This window comes from Nonomuraea sp. 3-1Str (genome assembly GCF_031570565.1).
Taxonomy (GTDB): domain Bacteria; phylum Actinomycetota; class Actinomycetes; order Streptosporangiales; family Streptosporangiaceae; genus Nonomuraea.
In genome coordinates this window covers 219,154-234,827 of record NZ_JALHBK010000006.1, presented here as the reverse complement: position 1 = coordinate 234,827, position 15,674 = coordinate 219,154, and the positions used below count along the sequence as shown (strand labels likewise).

Sequence of the window (15,674 nt, the reverse complement as noted above, 5' to 3'; positions counted from 1 at the left end):
AACGCGGAGGGGCGCGGCGGGATGCGGGGTGGCTGTGCGGCACCGGGCTCGGTTCGTCCTCCAGTCGGTGGTGGCCTGCGCGGCCGTGGTGGCGGTGGCGGTGGCCGGCCTGGCCTGGGGTCTCGGCGCCGGCCGCGAGGCTCCGGCGCCCGCCTGCCCGGCCCGTGACACCCGCGTGACCGCGCCGTACGCGATCAGCGGCTACTGGATGGAGCCGCGCGCCGACCGGTGCGACACGCGGCGCACCCTCCAGGCGATCCACGCGGCCGGCGGCGACACGATCATCACGTTCGGGCCGCGCTTCAGCGCCGCACGGGTGGACGGCGGAGGGCGGGTGCTGGCCGCGGAGCGGGCCGGCGCGGCGCGGGCCCCGGTCGCCGACAGCACGGGGGAGGAGCCCGGCCTGGTCGCGGACGGGCCCGGGTGGCGGCCCGATCCCGTGTTCGCCGGCTGCGTCGAGCAGGGGCGGCCGTGCTACCTCGCCGCCCGGGACGCCGCCCGGGGTCAGCAGATCCGCCGCGTCTTCACGTACGTGACCAGCGAGAGCCTCGGGCCGGGCGCGCTGCGCTGCCCCGCGCTCGACCGGCGGATCGACGGCGGCGAGCGCGTCTACTACCGGCTGCTGCTGGGCCCGTCATGCCGGAGCGGGCCGTACGACCTGGTGCTGGTCGCGACCGACGGCGACGGCGTGGGCAACCTGCTGGAGGAGGCCGCCGCGTACGGGATGCGGGTCTTCCCCGGGCTGCCCGCCGCGCCGCAGGACCCGGCCAAGCCGTGGCAGCCGGACGCCGCCCTGACCGGCGCGCTGAACGCCTTCACCGAGCGGGTGCTGTCCGGCTACCGGCAGCGGTTCGGGACGTCGCCGGCGCTGGCCGGGGTCTACCAGTCGTTCGAGCTGGCCATGCGGGACCGGGGGCCCCGGGACCCGGTGCTCGCGCTCTACCGGGCGCAGCACGCCGTGGTCGCCTCCGTGCTGCCGGGCCGGACGATCGCGGTCAGCCCGTACTGGGACGCGCGCCGGTCGCGGGGCTTCCCGCCGAGTGCGGTGGGCGCGGGGTTCGCGGACATCGCGGCCACCCGGGCCGGCCTGCCGATGGTCATCGCCATCCAGGACGGCCGGGGCGTCGGCAAGGTCCCGGTGTACGACGCGGGCCGGGAGGGCGATCCGGTCGACGCCCGGCTCGTTCCCGTGGTGGGCGCCATGCCGTATCGGCAGGCGTACTACGGCTCGACCGCCGACTATGTCGCGGCCGCGGCCCGCCGCGCCGGGCACGGCGTCGAGCTGTGGGTGAACGTCGAGGTCTTCGAGCCCACCCCGGTGGAGGGCGAGTGCGCCAGGACCGACCCGCTGCCGCTGCGCGGGCGGGCCGCGAAGAGCCGGGTGGACCGGCAGGTCATGGCCGTCGGCCGGTACGCCGCGAAGATCATTTCCTACGGCTGGGACCCGTTCCTGACCTGCCGGGACACCCCGGACGCACCCTCGCTCGCCGACGCCGTCATGGCGGCCTGGAACGACCCCCTCGTCATGGACGCGGCCCGGCGCCCCCTGAACGGACGTTCCGGGATCGAGGTACGGGGGCTCAACCTTCGGGGCGGCCCGCTGCGCGTCACGTACCAGGAGACCGGGGGAGGGGCGCGGACGGTCACCCTGACCCCGGAGCCCGGCCTCACCCCGAGGCCGGGCGGTGACGACCGGTCCGGCGGGGTGGTCCGGGAGACGGTCTGGGCGCCGTTCGACCCGGTGGGGATCGACCCGGGCCGGCCCTGGCTCCTGATCACGGCCGTGAACGGCGCCGGCCGCGTCAGCGCCGCCGGCTTCACCGTCCAGTAGCGTCTGCTTCTACTCGACGACCACGGCGTCTTCTTTCTCAGACAGAGCCCTGAACCTCTTCCTCCCCGCCGACCTACGGCGATCAGGCGTCTCCAGCTCACGCGGTTTGTCCTCAGGCAATGCCGCAAGGACATCTCGTTCACAGTCACCCCGCTGAACAGCAGGCGGGCATGGCCGGGCGAGCGGTGCGCGCGTCAGGGCAGCCCTGCCGCCTGGGCGTGAGATCCTCGATCGATGCCCCGGCGCCAGGATCGTCTGACAAGTGAACTCACATAGCGCGCCTGAGTCCTTCGTCGATGCGGGTGCGCAAGGAGCGCAGCGCCTGCCTGAGCTCTTCCGGTTCGATGCCCGTGACGTCAGCGTCGAAAGTGAGGAGCAGTCCTGCCAGCCCTGCCCATGACCACGCACCGAGCGTGAGTCGGCAACTGGAGTCGGTGTCGTGCTCGACCGTCGATCCGCCAGGGGCGAACTGGGCGACGATGGGCGCGGGTAGTGCGACGAGCGCCGACCCGAGGCATGGCCATTCCGCCGGGGTGTCGCCGCGGTCGTGCGTGCTCATGACGAATGCGACCGGATCGCCATGCGGGACGTCGCGGCGGTCGAAGGTTCTCCCCGTGGGCATGCGTGGTTCGAGGCGGTCGATTCGCATCGCGCGCCATCGGTCCGCGTCCGGTTCGAACGCGACGAGGTACCACCGTGCCGCCCACACGACGAGGTCGTGCGGTTCCAGCGTGAGCGTCGTCGGTTCGTCCTCACCGGTGTAGTCCACGCGAACGACGTGCTGCCGGTTGATCGCGCCACCGATGACGCGGATGATGTCGGCGTCGATGGGCGCTGCGGGGAACTCCCAGTAGTTGCGCGCTGCGAGGACGGTGAACGCTTCGGCGTGGATGCGGCTGCGGGCGGGCATCGCCTGCTGCAGCGTGGTGAGGGCGCGGGCCGAGTTCTCGCGGATGCCGGACAGGATCGTGGGGACGGTCTGGAGCGCGACGGCCACCGCGACAGCCTGGTCCTCGTCGAAGACGACCGGCGGCAACCAGGTGGCGCGGCCGAGCCGGTAGCCTCCACCCGCCCCGCGCACGGCCTCGATCTCGTACCCGAGCTCTCTGAGCGTGTCGATGTCGCGTCGCACGGTCCGCACAGACGCCCCGAGCCTGGTGGCGAGCTCCTCGGCGGTCAGGGTCGCGCCGATCCCGAAGATCGACAGCAGCTTGAGCGTCCGCGCGGAGGTAGCAGCCATCGCTCATCCCCTCACATAAAGCGGTCACTCGATGGCAACTATACGGGTCATTGTGGCCGGCATGACTGCTTCACAGAGCCCTCAAGAGGGCACGCATGCACCCGCCGCTTCCTCGGCGCTCATCTCCGGTGCGGGCGCGAGCGCGGCGCTCCTGGTGGTGCTCTTCGGCTCCTTCATGGACCTTCTCGACGCGACGATCGTCACCGTCGCGGCTCCGGCGATAGCCCAAGAGCTGGGGGCCGGCGACGCTCAGATCCAGTGGACGATCGCCGCCTACGTCCTCGCCCTGGGTGCGGGCCTGATCACCGGCGGACGACTCGGTGACCAGTACGGCCGCAAGCGCCTGTTCATGATCGGGCTGGCCGGGTTCATGCTCACCTCCGCACTCTGCGCGCTGGCCGCCGATCCGGGAATGCTCATCGGCATGCGCGCCGCGCAGGGACTGACCGCAGGGATCATGGTCCCGCAGGTGTTCGGGATCATCCGGGCATCGTTCGCTCCGGGCGAGCGTGCCAAGGCGTTCGGCGCCTACGGGGGGGTCCAGGGTCTCGCGTCGGTCGCCGGCCCGCTGCTGGGCGGGCTGCTCGTTGACGGCGACCTGTTCGATCTGGGATGGCGCACAATCTTCTGGATCAACGTGCCTGTCTCGATCCTGGCGCTCATCATCGGCGCGAAGGTGCTGCCGGAGTCCCGCTCCACCTCGACCGCGCGGCTGGACCTCCTCGGCGCGCTGCTCGCGGCCTCGGGCATCCTGCTCCTGCTACTGCCGATCATCCAGACCGAGACCTGGGGATGGACCTGGGCCAGTTACGCCCTCCTCGCCGCCGGAATCATCGTGCTGGCGATCTTTCTCGCCTACGAGCGCCGCCTCACCGGACGCGGGACCGAACCCGTCTTCGATCCGGCTCTGCTCCGAATCCGTGCCTTCGCGATCGGCCTGAGCGCGTCCGTACTCTTCTTCGGCGGCATCGGGTCGTTCTTCCTCACCCTGTCGATCTACCTCCAGAACGGCACCGACCGCAGCGCGTGGGAGACCGGCCTGGTGATCCTGCCCTACGCGCTCGGCTCGATCATCACCTCAGGACTCGGCGTCGCGCTCGCCGCCAAGGCCGGCAGAGCCCTGCTGATCATCGGCTCGCTCACCATCGCGGCATCCCAGCTCGTCCTGTGGGCGATCATCAGGGACGGCAACGATCCCGGATACTGGCACCTTGCCCTCGCTCTTTTCATCGGCGGCCTCGGGCTCGGTCTTGCCGCACCCATCCTCGTCAACGTCGTCCTGGCCGGCGTCCCCGGACGCAACGCCGGCGCCGCGGGGGGCGTGCTCTCCACCGTCAACCAGATCGGCGGCGCCATCGGCATCGCCGTTCTCGGCACGGTCTTCTTCACCGCCGTCGCCGGATCGACGACCGGCACGCCGGGACTGGCCCACTATGGTCACGCGCTCAGCATCGTCCTCGTCGTCTCTGCGGTGCTCTACGTCGTGGCGGCACTCGTGATGCTCGCGCTCCCGCAGACCGCGGCCGAGCACGTCGACCGGTGAACCCGTGTGGGGGAGGACCGCACCGCTCAGCTTGCTGTTCAGCCACTGGTGGTCGATGTTCCTGCGCCGCTTCGACCTTGAGCACACGTTCCGCATGCTCAAGCAGATCCTCGAATGGACCGCCCGATGCTGCGCTCACCGGCCGCCGCCGACCGGTGGGCTGGATCATCTTGACCGCGCACACCCATCGGCGGCCGGACGGAGATGAACGGCGCCTCGAACGGCGGCGTCGCCGCCGCCGTTCGAGACGTCTTGATCCTCACGCCGGCCAGGCCCGGCCGGCTTCGGCAGGCCGGGCACGACGGTCAGGCCAGGGTCGCGGCGTGGGGATCCCAGTCCGCCGGGAGCGGCTCCGGCACGGGCGGGGCCGAGCGGACCCGCCGGAACTCACCCCGCTCCCCGGACTCCGTCACAGCCGTCATGATCTCCAGGACGTGCAGCGCCAGCTCGCCCGACGCGCGGTGCGGCGTGCCCGCCCGGATCGACCGGGCGAGGTCGAGGACGCCGATGCCGCGCCCCGCGACCGTCCCCTCCACCGGCAGCTCCCGCCAGTCGGCGTCGTGGAGCCCGCGGGCCAGCAGCGGCCCCTCGAAGGTGTTGGGGTCCGGAAGCGACAGCGCGCCCTCGGTGCCGACGATCTCGATGAGCCGCTTGGGGATCGGCGAGTCGAAGCTGAACGTCGCCGCCGCCCCGCCGCCGCCCGCGAAGTCGATGAGGGCGTCGACGTGCGTCGGCACCTCCACCGGGATCATCGTGCCCGCCTTCGGCCCCGACCCGACGACCCGCACGTCCCGGGCCCGGCGGGTGAGCGCCGAGACCCGCGCCGCCGGGCCGAGCAGGGCGGCCAGCGTGGTCAGGTAGTACGGGCCGAGGTCGAACAGCGGCCCGCCGCCCCGCTGGTAGAAGAACTCGGGACTCGGATGCCACGACTCCGGCCCGAGCCCCTGGGTGGCCGCGGTGACCGCGACCGGCTCGCCGATGAGGCCCGAGCGCAGCGCCCGCAGCGCCGACTGGATGCCGGCGCCGAGGAACGTGTCCGGCGCGTTGCCCACGCGCAGCCCGAGGTCGGCGGCCACGGCCAGCACCTTGGCCGCCTCCTCGGCGTCCAGCGCCAGCGGCTTCTCGCCGTACACGTGCTTGCCCGCCCGTAAGCAGGCCAGCGCCACCGCGGCGTGCGCGACCGGGACGGTGAGGTTGACGACGATCTCCACCTCGGGCAGCGCGAGCACCGTGTCGATGCCGCCCGAGACCGGCACGCCGTACCGCCCGGCGACCTCCGCCGCGCGGCCCTCGTCGAGGTCGGCGACGCCGAGCACCCGCACGTCGGGGAACGCCGTGAGGTTGCTCAGGTACTGGCCGCTGATCACACCCGCGCCGACGAGAGCGACTCCGACCGGCCCGCCGCTCACGCGTCCTCCAGGGAGCTCAGGTAGGCGCGGCTGGTCGCCAGCGCCTCGAACACGTCACCCGCGCAGTGGTCGAGCTCCACGATCCGCCACGCCCCGGCGGGCGCCGCCGCCAGGATCTCCGGCACCGGCATGACGCCCGCGCCGACCGCGGTGTGGGGGGCCTCCTTGCCGCCCGGCCCGTCCTTGACGTGCAGCGCGCTGACCCGGTCGCCGAGGCGGCGCAGCAGCGCGGGCACGTCCGCGCCGCCGACCGCCGCCCAGTACGTGTCCACCTCCAGGAACACCTCCGGCGCCAGCAGGCCGGCCAGCTCCTCCAGCGCGTGCCGCTCGCCGACCAGCGGCTCGATCTCCCACCAGTGGTTGTGGTAGCCGAGCCGCATCCCGTGGGCGGCGGCCCGCTCGGCCAGCCCGTTCAGCAGGTCGGCGGTGCGGGCCAGGCCGTCGCGGGTGGTGAACTCCTCGTGCGCGATGCCGCCCGGGATGACCACCAGCTCCGCGCCGATCGTCGCGATCGCGTCGAACACCGCCGCCGGCTCCTCGCTCAGCAGCGCGTACGCGTGCGTGATCGGCACGGACAGCCCGAGGTCGTCCGCCACCCGGCGGAACCCCTTCGGGTCGGTGGTCGGGTCGAACGGCTCGACGGCGCCGTACCCGAGCTCGGCGACGCGGCGCAGGACGCCGTCGCGGTCGGCGGCGATCGCGTCGCGGACGGTGTAGAGCTGTAAGGCGAGGGGGTTCGTCATCCGGCCACCCCGCCGCGCACGCCGAGCAGGTGCTCCAGCGCGAGCTGGTTGAGGTGGGTGAAGTGGTAGCCGCGCTCGGCCGCCGCCTCCGGGTCGAACTCGTCGGCGGCCAGGTCGGCGAGCGTCTCGCCGGGCGCGAGCGTGGGCACGGCGAGCTGGTCCACGCGGGAGGCGGCCAGCGCCTTCTGGACCTCCGGGTCGGCGCGGAAGGCGCGGGCCTTCTCGCGCAGGATGAGGTACGTCCGCATGTTGGCCGCGGCCGAGACCCACACGTCCTCGGGGTCCTCGGTGCGCAGCGGCTTGTAGTCGAAGTGGCGCGGTCCGTCGTAGCCGCCGTGCTCCAGCAGGTCCACCAGGAAGAACGCGCTCTTGACGTCGCCGTGGCCGAACACCAGGTCCTGGTCGTACTTCGGCCCGTGCTGGCCGTTCAGGTCGATGTGGAACAGCTTGCCCTGCCAGAGGGCCTGCGCGATGCCGTGGACGAAGTTCAGGCCGGCCATCTGCTCGTGCCCGACCTCGGGGTTGAGGCCGACCATCTCGGGGTGCTCCAGCTCGTTGATGAACGCGAGCGCGTGCCCGATGGTCGGCAGCAGGATGTCGCCGCGGGGCTCGTTCGGCTTGGGCTCGATGGCGAAGCGCATGTCGTAGCCCTGCTCGATGACGTACTGGCTGAGCAGGTCGAGCGCCTCCTTGTAGCGGGCCAGCGCCGCGCGGATGTCCTTGGCCGCGTCGGACTCGGCGCCCTCGCGCCCGCCCCAGCACACGTACGTCGTCGCGCCCAGCGAGGCGGCGAGGTCGATGTTGCGCATGACCTTGCGGAGGGCGTAGCGGCGGACGTCGCGGTCGTTGCTGGTGAACGCGCCGTCGCGGAACACCGGGTGGGTGAAGAGGTTCGTGGTGGCCATGGGGACCTTCATCCCGGTCTCGCCCAGCGCCTTGCGGAACGCCTCGATGGCCCTGTCCCGGTCGGGCTCGACGGCCAGCAGGTCGTCGTCGTGGAAGGTGACGCCGTAGGCGCCGAGCTCCGCCAGGCGGTGTACGGTCTCCACGGGGTCGAGCGCGGGCCGGCTGGCGTCACCGAAGGGGTCACGAGCCTGCCATCCGACCGTCCACAGGCCGAAGGTGAAGCGATCATCGGGGGTTGGATTGAACGAGCTCATGGTGCCCTCTCGCCGGTCTAGGATTAAGTCCACAATCTGCACATAATCCTCGGAGGCAGATGTGGCATCGTCAAGAGGCGTGCGGCACGATTCCATGCGCGCCCGCAATCTCGCCGTCGTGCTCGGTGAGATCCGCGCGGCGGGCCCGCTCACGCGGGCCGCTCTCGCCGAGCTGACCGGGCTGACCAAGACCACCGTGTCCAAGCTGGTCTCCGACCTGCTCGACGCCGGTGTGGTCGTGGAGAACGGAGCCGTCCGCGACGGCGAGCGCGGCCGGCCGGGCGTCGCCGTGAGCCTGAGCGGCCACCGGGTCGCCACGCTCGGCCTGGAGGTCAACGTCGACTACCTCGCGGCCTGTGTGGTGGACCTCACCCGCGCCGTCCGCGTGCGCCGTACCCGGCCCGCCGACAACCGCGGTTCCCGTCCCGAGGCCATCCTCGCCGACCTGCGGGAGCTGGCCGTCCAGGCCGTCGCCGAGGCCGAGCGCGCCGGGCTGCGCATCACCGGCGCCGCCCTGGCCGTGCCCGGCCCCGTCCAGGACGGCCTGCTGCGCAACGCGCCCCATCTCGGCTGGCGCGACCTCGGCGTGGCGGGCCAGCTCGGCCTGCACGACCTGGCGTGCGAGGTGGACAACGAGGCCAACCTGGCGGCGCTCGGCGAGCTGTGGTTCGGCTCCGGGGAGACCGACTTCCTCTACGTCTCGGGCGAGATCGGCATCGGCGCGGGGCTGGTGGTGGACGGATCGCTGTTCCGCGGCACGTACGGGCTGGCCGGCGAGCTGGGGCACGTCGTCGTCGTGCCCGACGGCCCCGCCTGCCGCTGCGGCGGCCGCGGCTGCCTGGAGGTGTACGCGGGGCAGGACGCGCTGCTCGGAGCCGTGGTGCCGATGCGCGGGCGCGTCGCGGCGCTGCCCGGTGCGGCGGCGGCCCTGCCCGCGGCCGCCGCCTCCATCGAGGGGCTCGTGTCGCTGCTGGAGGCGGGCGACCGGTCGGCCCTCGCCGCGGCCGGCCAGGCGGGGGAGGCGCTCGGGCTGGCGCTCACCTCGGCGGTCCATCTGCTCGACCCGGGGACGATCGTGCTGGGCGGGGCGTTCGCGCGGCTGTTCCCCTGGCTCGAACGGCCCGTGTCGGACGTCCTGTCGGCCCGGCTCCGGCAGATGCGGCGCACCGCGCCGCGGCTCGCGGTCTCGGCGATCGGCGCGGACGCGGCGATCCTGGGTGCGGCGGGCCTGGCGATGCAGCGGGTGATCGCGGACCCGGCGGGCGCCCTCGCCCTCTGATCTCTTTCAGGCCGTCAGTGCCCGGGTGAGGACGTCCGCGAGCAGGGCCGCCTGCGACCCGTCCTCGTCCAGGTCGGGGTCGAGGATCGTCACCTGGAGGCCCGCCGCGCCCGGCAGCCGCAGCAGGCCGCGCAGCAGTCGTACGAGCTCGTCGGGGGAGAGCCCGTCGGGGCTGGGGCAGTCGACGGCGGACATCACGGACGAGTCGAGCACGTCGGCGTCCAGGTGGATCCAGAACCCGTCGAGCTCCTCGCGGGCCAGCACCCCCGCCGCCGCCTCCTCGCCCCGGGACGCCACCTCGCCGGCGAGCACGTACGCGAGGCCGACGTCCGCGATGTCCGGCAGATCCTCGTCGTCCCGGACCCCGAGCACGATCACGTCCTCGTCGCGCACGTACGGCCGCAGGCCGTCGATGTCGGTCAGACGGCCGTCGCCGCGCCCGGTCACCAGCGCCAGGTCCTCACCGGCCGCCGCGACGCCGGCGTCGGATGAGTTGCCCTGGTGGCGGAAGTCGGCGTGCGCGTCGAGGTAGGCCAGCCCGTACCGGCCCTCGCGCCGCAGCGCCAGCGCGGACCCGAGCACGATCGAGCAGTCGCCGCCCAGCACCACGGGGAACCGCCCCTCGCCGCGCAGTCCGGCGATGCGCCCGGCCAGCTTCTCCGTGTAGGCGGCGATGGCCTGGCCGTTGCGAACACCGTCGCCGGGCTGCCAGGTGGCCACGTACCGGGGCGGCACCACGGCGCCGGCGTCGCTCGCGCCGAGCCGCTGGAGCAGCCCGGCGTCGCGCAACGCCCACGGGGCCTTGTAGCAGCCGGGGACCGTGCCGGACGCGGGCGGCCGCAGGCCGAGGTTGGACGGGGCGTCAAGCACGACGAGGCTTCTGTCAGTGGTTATACTGCTCATACTCCTGACGGTAGCACGGGATGATGGGATGGCGGAATGCGGGACTACGCGGAAACGGGCCTGGTGGCCCTCGACCTGGCCAACACCTGGGACCCGTACCTGGACGACCCGGAACGCCTGCCGGACGTGGACGCGCTGCGCCGCTTCTGCGCGGCGCTGCAGGTGGACGGGGGCGCGAACGGGCCGGAGGACCTGGAGGCGGTCCGATCGACGCGTTACCGGCTGCGCGCCGTGCTCTCCGTCGACCCTCAGGACCGGGCGCACGCCCTCGCCCGCTGGACGGAAGGCCTCCCGCTGCGCCCGGCCATCGAGGACGCGAACGGCGCCCCCCGGCTCCGCCTCGCCCCGGCACCCGGCGCCCCGCTCGCCGACCGCCTGGCCGTACGCGCCGTCCAGGAGTTGCTCGACCTCGCGGCGGAGGGCGACTGGGACCGCGTCCGGATGTGCGCCGCCGCCCCGTGCCGGGACACCTTCGTGGACCGCAGCCGCCCGGGCCGTCGCCAGTTCTGCTCCACCCGCTGCGCCAACCGCGCCCACGCCGCCGCCTCCCGCGCCCGCCACCGCCCCTGACACCTGTTTGGGCCACTCAGGCGATGTAGACGTTCATGCCTGCGTAGTCGAAGGTGATGGCGTGGGGCTTGAAGAACTCGTGCGTGAAGTTGGCGATCGTCTCGAACCCGAAGAGCTGGAGCCAGGGCCACCCGCCGACGACACCGGGGACGTTCCGGCCGACGGTCTTGCCGAGGCTCATCCTGGCGGGAGTGATCGGGTAGACCGTCATCCCGCCACCCGTGTCCGGATGGGCGTAGTCGATCTCGATGCCCGCCTTCTTGGCGTTCTCCTCGGTCGTCATGACGCCCATGCCCATGCCTCCCGTGTCGAGGGAGGCCACCCGTGGCCCGTAGTCGTTGAGGCTCCCCAGCGTGCAGGGCACGTGGTCGCCGGCCAGCCACAACGGCAGGCGGTCGGCCCCTGCGCGCCCGGCCTCCGCCCGGAGGTCGCGCAGCTGTGCTCCCGTCTTCCGCCGTAGGACGAGCGCCTGGTTCGCGTAGTCCATCGTGGCCAGGAAGTGGTAGAGCAGCGTGGTCCCGATGACACCCGACGGGCGAGAGCCGTCCGGCAGGTCCGGCATTCTCAGGTCGTACCAGACGACGGGAACGTTGCGCAGCACGATGTCACCCAGCTGGAACGACTCCATGACGCCGTGGTAGGTCGTCAGGGTCTGCCCGGCGGGATGGCTCGTGCTCGTGGACAACGCGCGCAGACCGGCCTGCTCCGCCATCTCCGTGGAGAAGGCGAGCGTCGCCCCGGTGTCGATGAGGAACCGCTTCGGCTTCGACCCGTTCGCGGCGGCCTCGACGCAGGGCAGAGGATCGACGCACACCAGGGGAACCCGCGTCCTCTGAGCGCCGCGCATCTCGTACGGCGTGCCGGTCACGCCGGCGTACTGGGTGGCGACCGCCGCGTCGCTCTGGTCGCCGGTGCTCCTCAGCAGCGGCACCGCGCGGGCGAGCCTGTCCTGCCGGACGTAGCATTGCGCGAGCTGCCGCCTCGAAAAGGTGTCGTCGGGCGCCAGGCGGACGGCCTTGCTCAGGAACCTCTCGGCATCCTCGAACTTGTTGGACAGCAGCGCGATGCGTCCGCGCTGCGCCACGCCGTGGGCGTTGCCGGGGTCCTGCCGCAAGAGATGCGCGTAGCCCCGATCGGCCTCCTTGAAGCTGCCGGCTTTGAACAGCTGGTCGGGGTCGATGGTCGATGACGAGGAGCTCAGGGTCATCGAGAGGGGCGCGCTTTCCGGGGGGCCCAGGTGCGGAGCCAGCGCGGCAGCTCCCGCGGCCAGGCCCGCACGCCGCAGGAACTTACGTCGATCGATGTTCTCAGGGGTGCTCGGCGTGGACGAGGATGTTCGGGGTCGAATCATGGGAGGTATTGCATCCAGCGATGTGTTCACTCCGTATAAACCCGGCGATCAGCGCCACGCGGGTCCTGTACGCGGGGGTGCAGGGGGACGGTCAGGCGAACAGGGCGCGGCCCCAGTAGTCGCCGGCGTCCCGGACTCCCGGCGGGCATGCGAACAGCCCGCTCGACACGTGCTTGATGTACTCGTTCAGCGCGTCGTGCCTGGCCAGGTTCATCTGCACGGGCACGAACTGGGTGCGCGGGTCGCGCTGGTAGGCGATGAAGAACAGACCGGCGTCGAGCCGCCCCAGGCCGTCGGAGCCGTCCACGTAGTTGTAGCCGCGCCGCAGCAGGTGGGCGTTGGCGTTGTGGCTGGGGTGGGCGAGTCGTACGTGGGCGTCCGCCTTGATGTACGGCTGGCCGTCCGGCCCCGTGGCGTTGAAGTCGGGCGTGTCGAACTCGGCCTTCCGGCCCAGCGGCGCCCCCGCCCCCTTGTCGCGCCCGAAGACGGCCTCCTGCTCGGTCAGCGAGGTGCGGTCCCACGTCTCGACGGTCATGCGGATCTTGCGCGTCACCATGTACGTGCCGCCGGCCATCCAGTCGGAGCCCGACGCCCACAGGTGGTCGCGCAGGAGCTGGGCGTCCTCCAGCTTCATGTTGTTGGTGCCGTCCTTGAAGCCCATGAGGTTGCGCGGCGTGGCCTGGGCCCGGGAGGTGGACGACGTACGGCCGAAGCCGAGCTGCGACCACTTCACCGACACCTTGCCGAACCCGATCCGGGCCAGGTTGCGGATGGCGTGGACCGCGACCTGCGGGTCGTGGGCGCACGCCTGCACGCAGATGTCGCCGCCGGAGATGTCCGGGTTGAGGTGCTCGCCGGGGAACTTGGGCAGGTCGGCCAGCGCCGCGGGCCGCTTGGCCGCCAGCCCGAACCGGTCGTCGAACAGCGACGGCCCGAACCCGATCGTCAGCGTCAGCCCGGAGGCGGGCAGGCCGAGCGCCTCGCCGGTGTCGTCCGGCGCGGCCTCCGGGGAGCCGCCGACGGCGCCGAACGTGCCCGCGTCCTTGCCCTGCGTCAGGCGGGCCGCCGCGGCGGTCCACTCCTGGAGCAGCTCGACCAGCTCGGCCCGCTTGTCGGTGATCACGTCGAAGGCGACGAAGTGCAGCCGGTCCTGGGCCGGGGTGACGATGCCGGCCTGGTGCTCGCCGTAGAACGGGACGGGGTCGGAGGTGGAGGCCGCCCGGGCCACCGGCTCGTCGAGCAGCGAGCGCGTGGCGACGGCGCCCGCGCCCACGACCGCCACCCCCGCCGCGCCGAGTCCGAACAGCTTCCTGCGGCTCAGCCCGCTTCCGTTGCCGCCCGCCTGGTCGCCGTGCTCGTCCACCGTCACCCCTCCTTGCCCGCTGTTCACTTCGCCACGATGGGGGCGATCTGGCTGATCGGCTCCCCGAGGGCGTTGATCGCGTCCGACAGCTTCTTCAGGTCGGCCTTGGACAGCTTGTCGTGCAGCTCCCAGCCGTCGCCCTTCTGGTGGACGGCCAGCGCCGCCTCGGCCGCCGCGAACCTCTCGTCGAGCGTCTTGACCAGGTCCGGCGCCCGCTCCTCCAGCACCGGCCGGAGCGCCTGCACGGCTGCCTTGGAGCCCTCGACGTTGGCGTCGAAGTCCCACAGGTCGGTGTGCGACCAGATGTCCTCCTCGCCGGTGATCTTGCCGGTGGCGACCTCGTCGAGCAGCTCCTTGGCGCCGTTGGCGAGGTTGAGCGGGGTCAGCTCCGTCGCGTTGGCCTTGGCGACGATGGTCTTGACGTCGGCGATCAGCTTGTCGGCGACGGGGCTGTCCTTGCCGACGTCCTTGGTCACCCACAGGTCCTTCTCGATGCGGTGGAAGCCGGTCCACTCCTCGCCCTCGGCGAGGTCGGCCTCGCGGGCGTCGATGGCGGGGTCGAGGTCGCCGAAGATCTCCGCCACCGGCTCGATCCGCTCCCAGTACGTACGGGAGACCGGGTAGAGCTCCTTGGCCTTGGCGACGTCGCCGGCCTTGACCGCGTCCACGAACTCCTGCGTCTTGACCAGCAGCGTGTCGCTCTGCGACTTGACGTACCTCTTGTACTCGGCGGTCGCGGCGGCCAGCTTGGCGTCCTTGGTGAGCGGCTTGTGCTCGCCCGTCACCTTCAGCGGGTTGCGGATGCCCTTGCCGACCATGCCGGGCTTGCAGGTCGCCTCGTACGTGCCGGCCGGCAGCTCGGCGACCACCTCGCGGGTCAGGCCGGGCACGATGTTCTCCACCTCGGCCATGACGCGGTCGCCCGGCGCGTACACGTAGAACTCGGTGACCTTGCTGCCGCCGTTGGTGATCGCGAACGTGCTGGTGCCGGCCGTCACCTCGGAGGCGGCCACCTTGCACTCGGTGTCGGACGCGGCCACGGTGATCTTCCCGGGCTTGCCGGCGGCCGCCGAGCCGGTGGCCGGCTGCTCGCCGGAGCCGCAGGCGGCCAGGCAGAGCAGGGCCAGAGCGCCGGCGGCCGGGATCAGGCCGTGCCGGGCGAGGGGGGTGCTGATGCGCATGGTGCTCCTCAACGGTCAGGCGGACGGCCGGGCGGCCGGGGTCGTGGACGTCGTGGTCGGCGTCGTCCTGGTGCGCTGCGGGCGCAGGAAGAGGAAGAGCGTGGGCACGAGGTACAGCAGCCAGGCGAGGGCTTCCAGCACGCTGGGCTGCGGCGTCAGGTTGAGCGTCCCGGCCAGCAGCGCACCGTACCAGGAGTCGGCGGGGACGACCGCGCTGACGTCGAAGGCGTAGGTGTTGAGCCCCGGCAGGATGGCAGCCTCCTGCAGGTCGTGCACACCGTACTTGAAGATGCCGGCGGCGACGAGGATGAGCAGCAGCCCGGTCCAGGTGAAGAACTTGGTGAGGTTGATCCGCAGGGCGCTGCGGTAGAGGCCCCAGCCGATCAGCACGGAGGTGAGCAGGCCCAGGCTGATGCCGGTCAGCGGCGCGGCGGTGGCGGTGGCGCCCTGGACGGAGGCGAAGAACAGCAGCGCCGTCTCCAGGCCCTCGCGGGCGACGGCGAGGAACGCCATGACGACGACGGCCAGGGAGCCCATCTGCAGGGCGTCGGTGAGCTTGCCCCGCAGCTCGCCGGAGAGCGCGCGGGCGGTGCGGCGCATCCAGAAGATCATCCAGGTGACGAACACCACGGCCAGCAGGGACGTGATCGCGTCGAAGAGCTCCTGGCCGGTGTGGCCGAGGTTGGCGGCGGTGAAGGTGAGCAGCGCCCCGAAGCCCACGGACAGCGCGACGGCGCAGCCGACGCCCACCCACACGTGCGGGAGCCGGTCCCTGCGGTCGCTCTTGACGAGGAACGCGATGAGGACCGAGACGACGAGCGTCGCTTCCAGTCCCTCGCGCAGTCCGATCAGGTAACTGGCGAACACGGTCACTCCCGCAGCGGCGTAGGAAAGGCTTACCTAAATTAGGGCAGGTGGAGCCTACCCAATGCAAGCGGGTCGACTGACACGCCCCTCCTCTTCGTGCCCCATCGCAGGTCAAAAGGGGAACGTCTACGGCGGCCTATTTCACCGCGTCCAACCGGTAAAGCCACGGCGCGCGTTGCCGCTGGACCGGCCGGGCCGAGGAAGGTGGCCCCAGGAGTCCGTACAGGGGGATCG

13 protein-coding genes and 1 pseudogene are annotated in these 15,674 nt (G+C 72.2%); 4 read left to right on the top strand and 10 right to left on the bottom strand.

The genetic code is table 11. From position 1 onward, the window contains the following. Positions 1–28: 28 nt before the first annotated feature. Positions 29–1,831: a DUF4434 domain-containing protein gene (locus MTP10_RS13175; RefSeq protein ID WP_310709413.1), complete on the top strand. Its 1,803-nt coding sequence runs from the start codon at positions 29–31 to the stop codon at positions 1,829–1,831. Positions 1,832–2,099: 268 nt separating this feature from the next. Here MTP10_RS13175 and MTP10_RS13170 read toward each other — a convergent pair whose 3' ends face one another. Beyond that, complete coding sequence (locus tag MTP10_RS13170) at positions 2,100–3,071, bottom strand: WYL domain-containing protein (protein WP_310709412.1); 972 nt, start codon at positions 3,069–3,071, stop codon at positions 2,100–2,102. Between the two features lie 61 nt (positions 3,072–3,132). On the opposite strand from MTP10_RS13170, the gene MTP10_RS13165 reads away from it, so the two are divergent. After that, positions 3,133–4,614 carry an MFS transporter gene (locus tag MTP10_RS13165; protein WP_310709411.1) on the top strand — a complete coding sequence of 494 codons (1,482 nt, stop codon included), beginning with the start codon at positions 3,133–3,135 and terminating at the stop codon, positions 4,612–4,614. Positions 4,615–4,919: 305 nt separating this feature from the next. On the opposite strand, the gene MTP10_RS13160 is transcribed toward MTP10_RS13165, so the two are convergent. Genes MTP10_RS13160 through xylA form a run of 3 tightly spaced genes read right to left on the bottom strand, consistent with a single transcriptional unit; the run spans position 4,920 to position 7,926 of the window. Beyond that, positions 4,920–6,023, bottom strand: a complete 1,104-nt coding sequence (locus tag MTP10_RS13160; RefSeq protein ID WP_310709410.1) for a Gfo/Idh/MocA family oxidoreductase — start codon at positions 6,021–6,023, stop codon at positions 4,920–4,922. Beyond that, a complete protein-coding gene (locus tag MTP10_RS13155) occupies positions 6,020–6,766 on the bottom strand; it encodes a sugar phosphate isomerase/epimerase (RefSeq protein WP_310709409.1) in 747 nt (248 codons plus the stop codon). The genes MTP10_RS13160 and MTP10_RS13155 overlap by 4 nt, the downstream gene beginning before the upstream one ends. Beyond that, positions 6,763–7,926, bottom strand: a complete 1,164-nt coding sequence (xylA, locus tag MTP10_RS13150; protein ID WP_310709408.1) for a xylose isomerase — start codon at positions 7,924–7,926, stop codon at positions 6,763–6,765. The genes MTP10_RS13155 and xylA overlap by 4 nt, the downstream gene beginning before the upstream one ends. Positions 7,927–8,005: 79 nt before the next feature. Between xylA and MTP10_RS13145 the strand changes: the two genes are divergently transcribed. Next, positions 8,006–9,205, top strand: a complete 1,200-nt coding sequence (locus MTP10_RS13145) for an ROK family transcriptional regulator (protein ID WP_310709407.1) — start codon at positions 8,006–8,008, stop codon at positions 9,203–9,205. A 6-nt stretch (positions 9,206–9,211) separates the two neighbouring features. Here MTP10_RS13145 and MTP10_RS13140 read toward each other — a convergent pair whose 3' ends face one another. Beyond that, on the bottom strand, positions 9,212–10,075 hold the full coding sequence (locus MTP10_RS13140; protein ID WP_310709406.1) for an arginase family protein: 864 nt from the start codon (positions 10,073–10,075) through the stop codon (positions 9,212–9,214). 69 nt (positions 10,076–10,144) lie between these two features. Between MTP10_RS13140 and MTP10_RS13135 the strand changes: the two genes are divergently transcribed. Beyond that, positions 10,145–10,678 carry a CGNR zinc finger domain-containing protein gene (locus MTP10_RS13135; RefSeq protein ID WP_310709405.1) on the top strand — a complete coding sequence of 178 codons (534 nt, stop codon included), beginning with the start codon at positions 10,145–10,147 and terminating at the stop codon, positions 10,676–10,678. A 16-nt stretch (positions 10,679–10,694) separates the two neighbouring features. On the opposite strand, the gene MTP10_RS13130 is transcribed toward MTP10_RS13135, so the two are convergent. The 5 genes and pseudogenes from MTP10_RS13130 to efeU form a co-directional block, all read right to left on the bottom strand. Then, positions 10,695–11,885, bottom strand: a complete 1,191-nt coding sequence (locus tag MTP10_RS13130; RefSeq protein WP_310709404.1) for an aspartyl protease family protein — start codon at positions 11,883–11,885, stop codon at positions 10,695–10,697. 27 nt (positions 11,886–11,912) lie between these two features. Then, positions 11,913–12,029: pseudogene (locus tag MTP10_RS41955) on the bottom strand (twin-arginine translocation signal domain-containing protein); the annotation flags it as partial. 91 nt (positions 12,030–12,120) lie between these two features. Further along, positions 12,121–13,419: an iron uptake transporter deferrochelatase/peroxidase subunit gene (efeB, locus tag MTP10_RS13125; protein ID WP_310709403.1), complete on the bottom strand. Its 1,299-nt coding sequence runs from the start codon at positions 13,417–13,419 to the stop codon at positions 12,121–12,123. Then, complete coding sequence (gene efeO, locus MTP10_RS13120) at positions 13,416–14,573, bottom strand: iron uptake system protein EfeO (RefSeq protein WP_310709402.1); 1,158 nt, start codon at positions 14,571–14,573, stop codon at positions 13,416–13,418. Before efeO ends, efeB begins: the two co-directional genes overlap by 4 nt. Before the next feature lie 15 nt (positions 14,574–14,588). Then, positions 14,589–15,440 carry an iron uptake transporter permease EfeU gene (gene efeU / locus MTP10_RS13115; RefSeq protein WP_310709401.1) on the bottom strand — a complete coding sequence of 284 codons (852 nt, stop codon included), beginning with the start codon at positions 15,438–15,440 and terminating at the stop codon, positions 14,589–14,591. Positions 15,441–15,674: the final 234 nt, after the last annotated feature.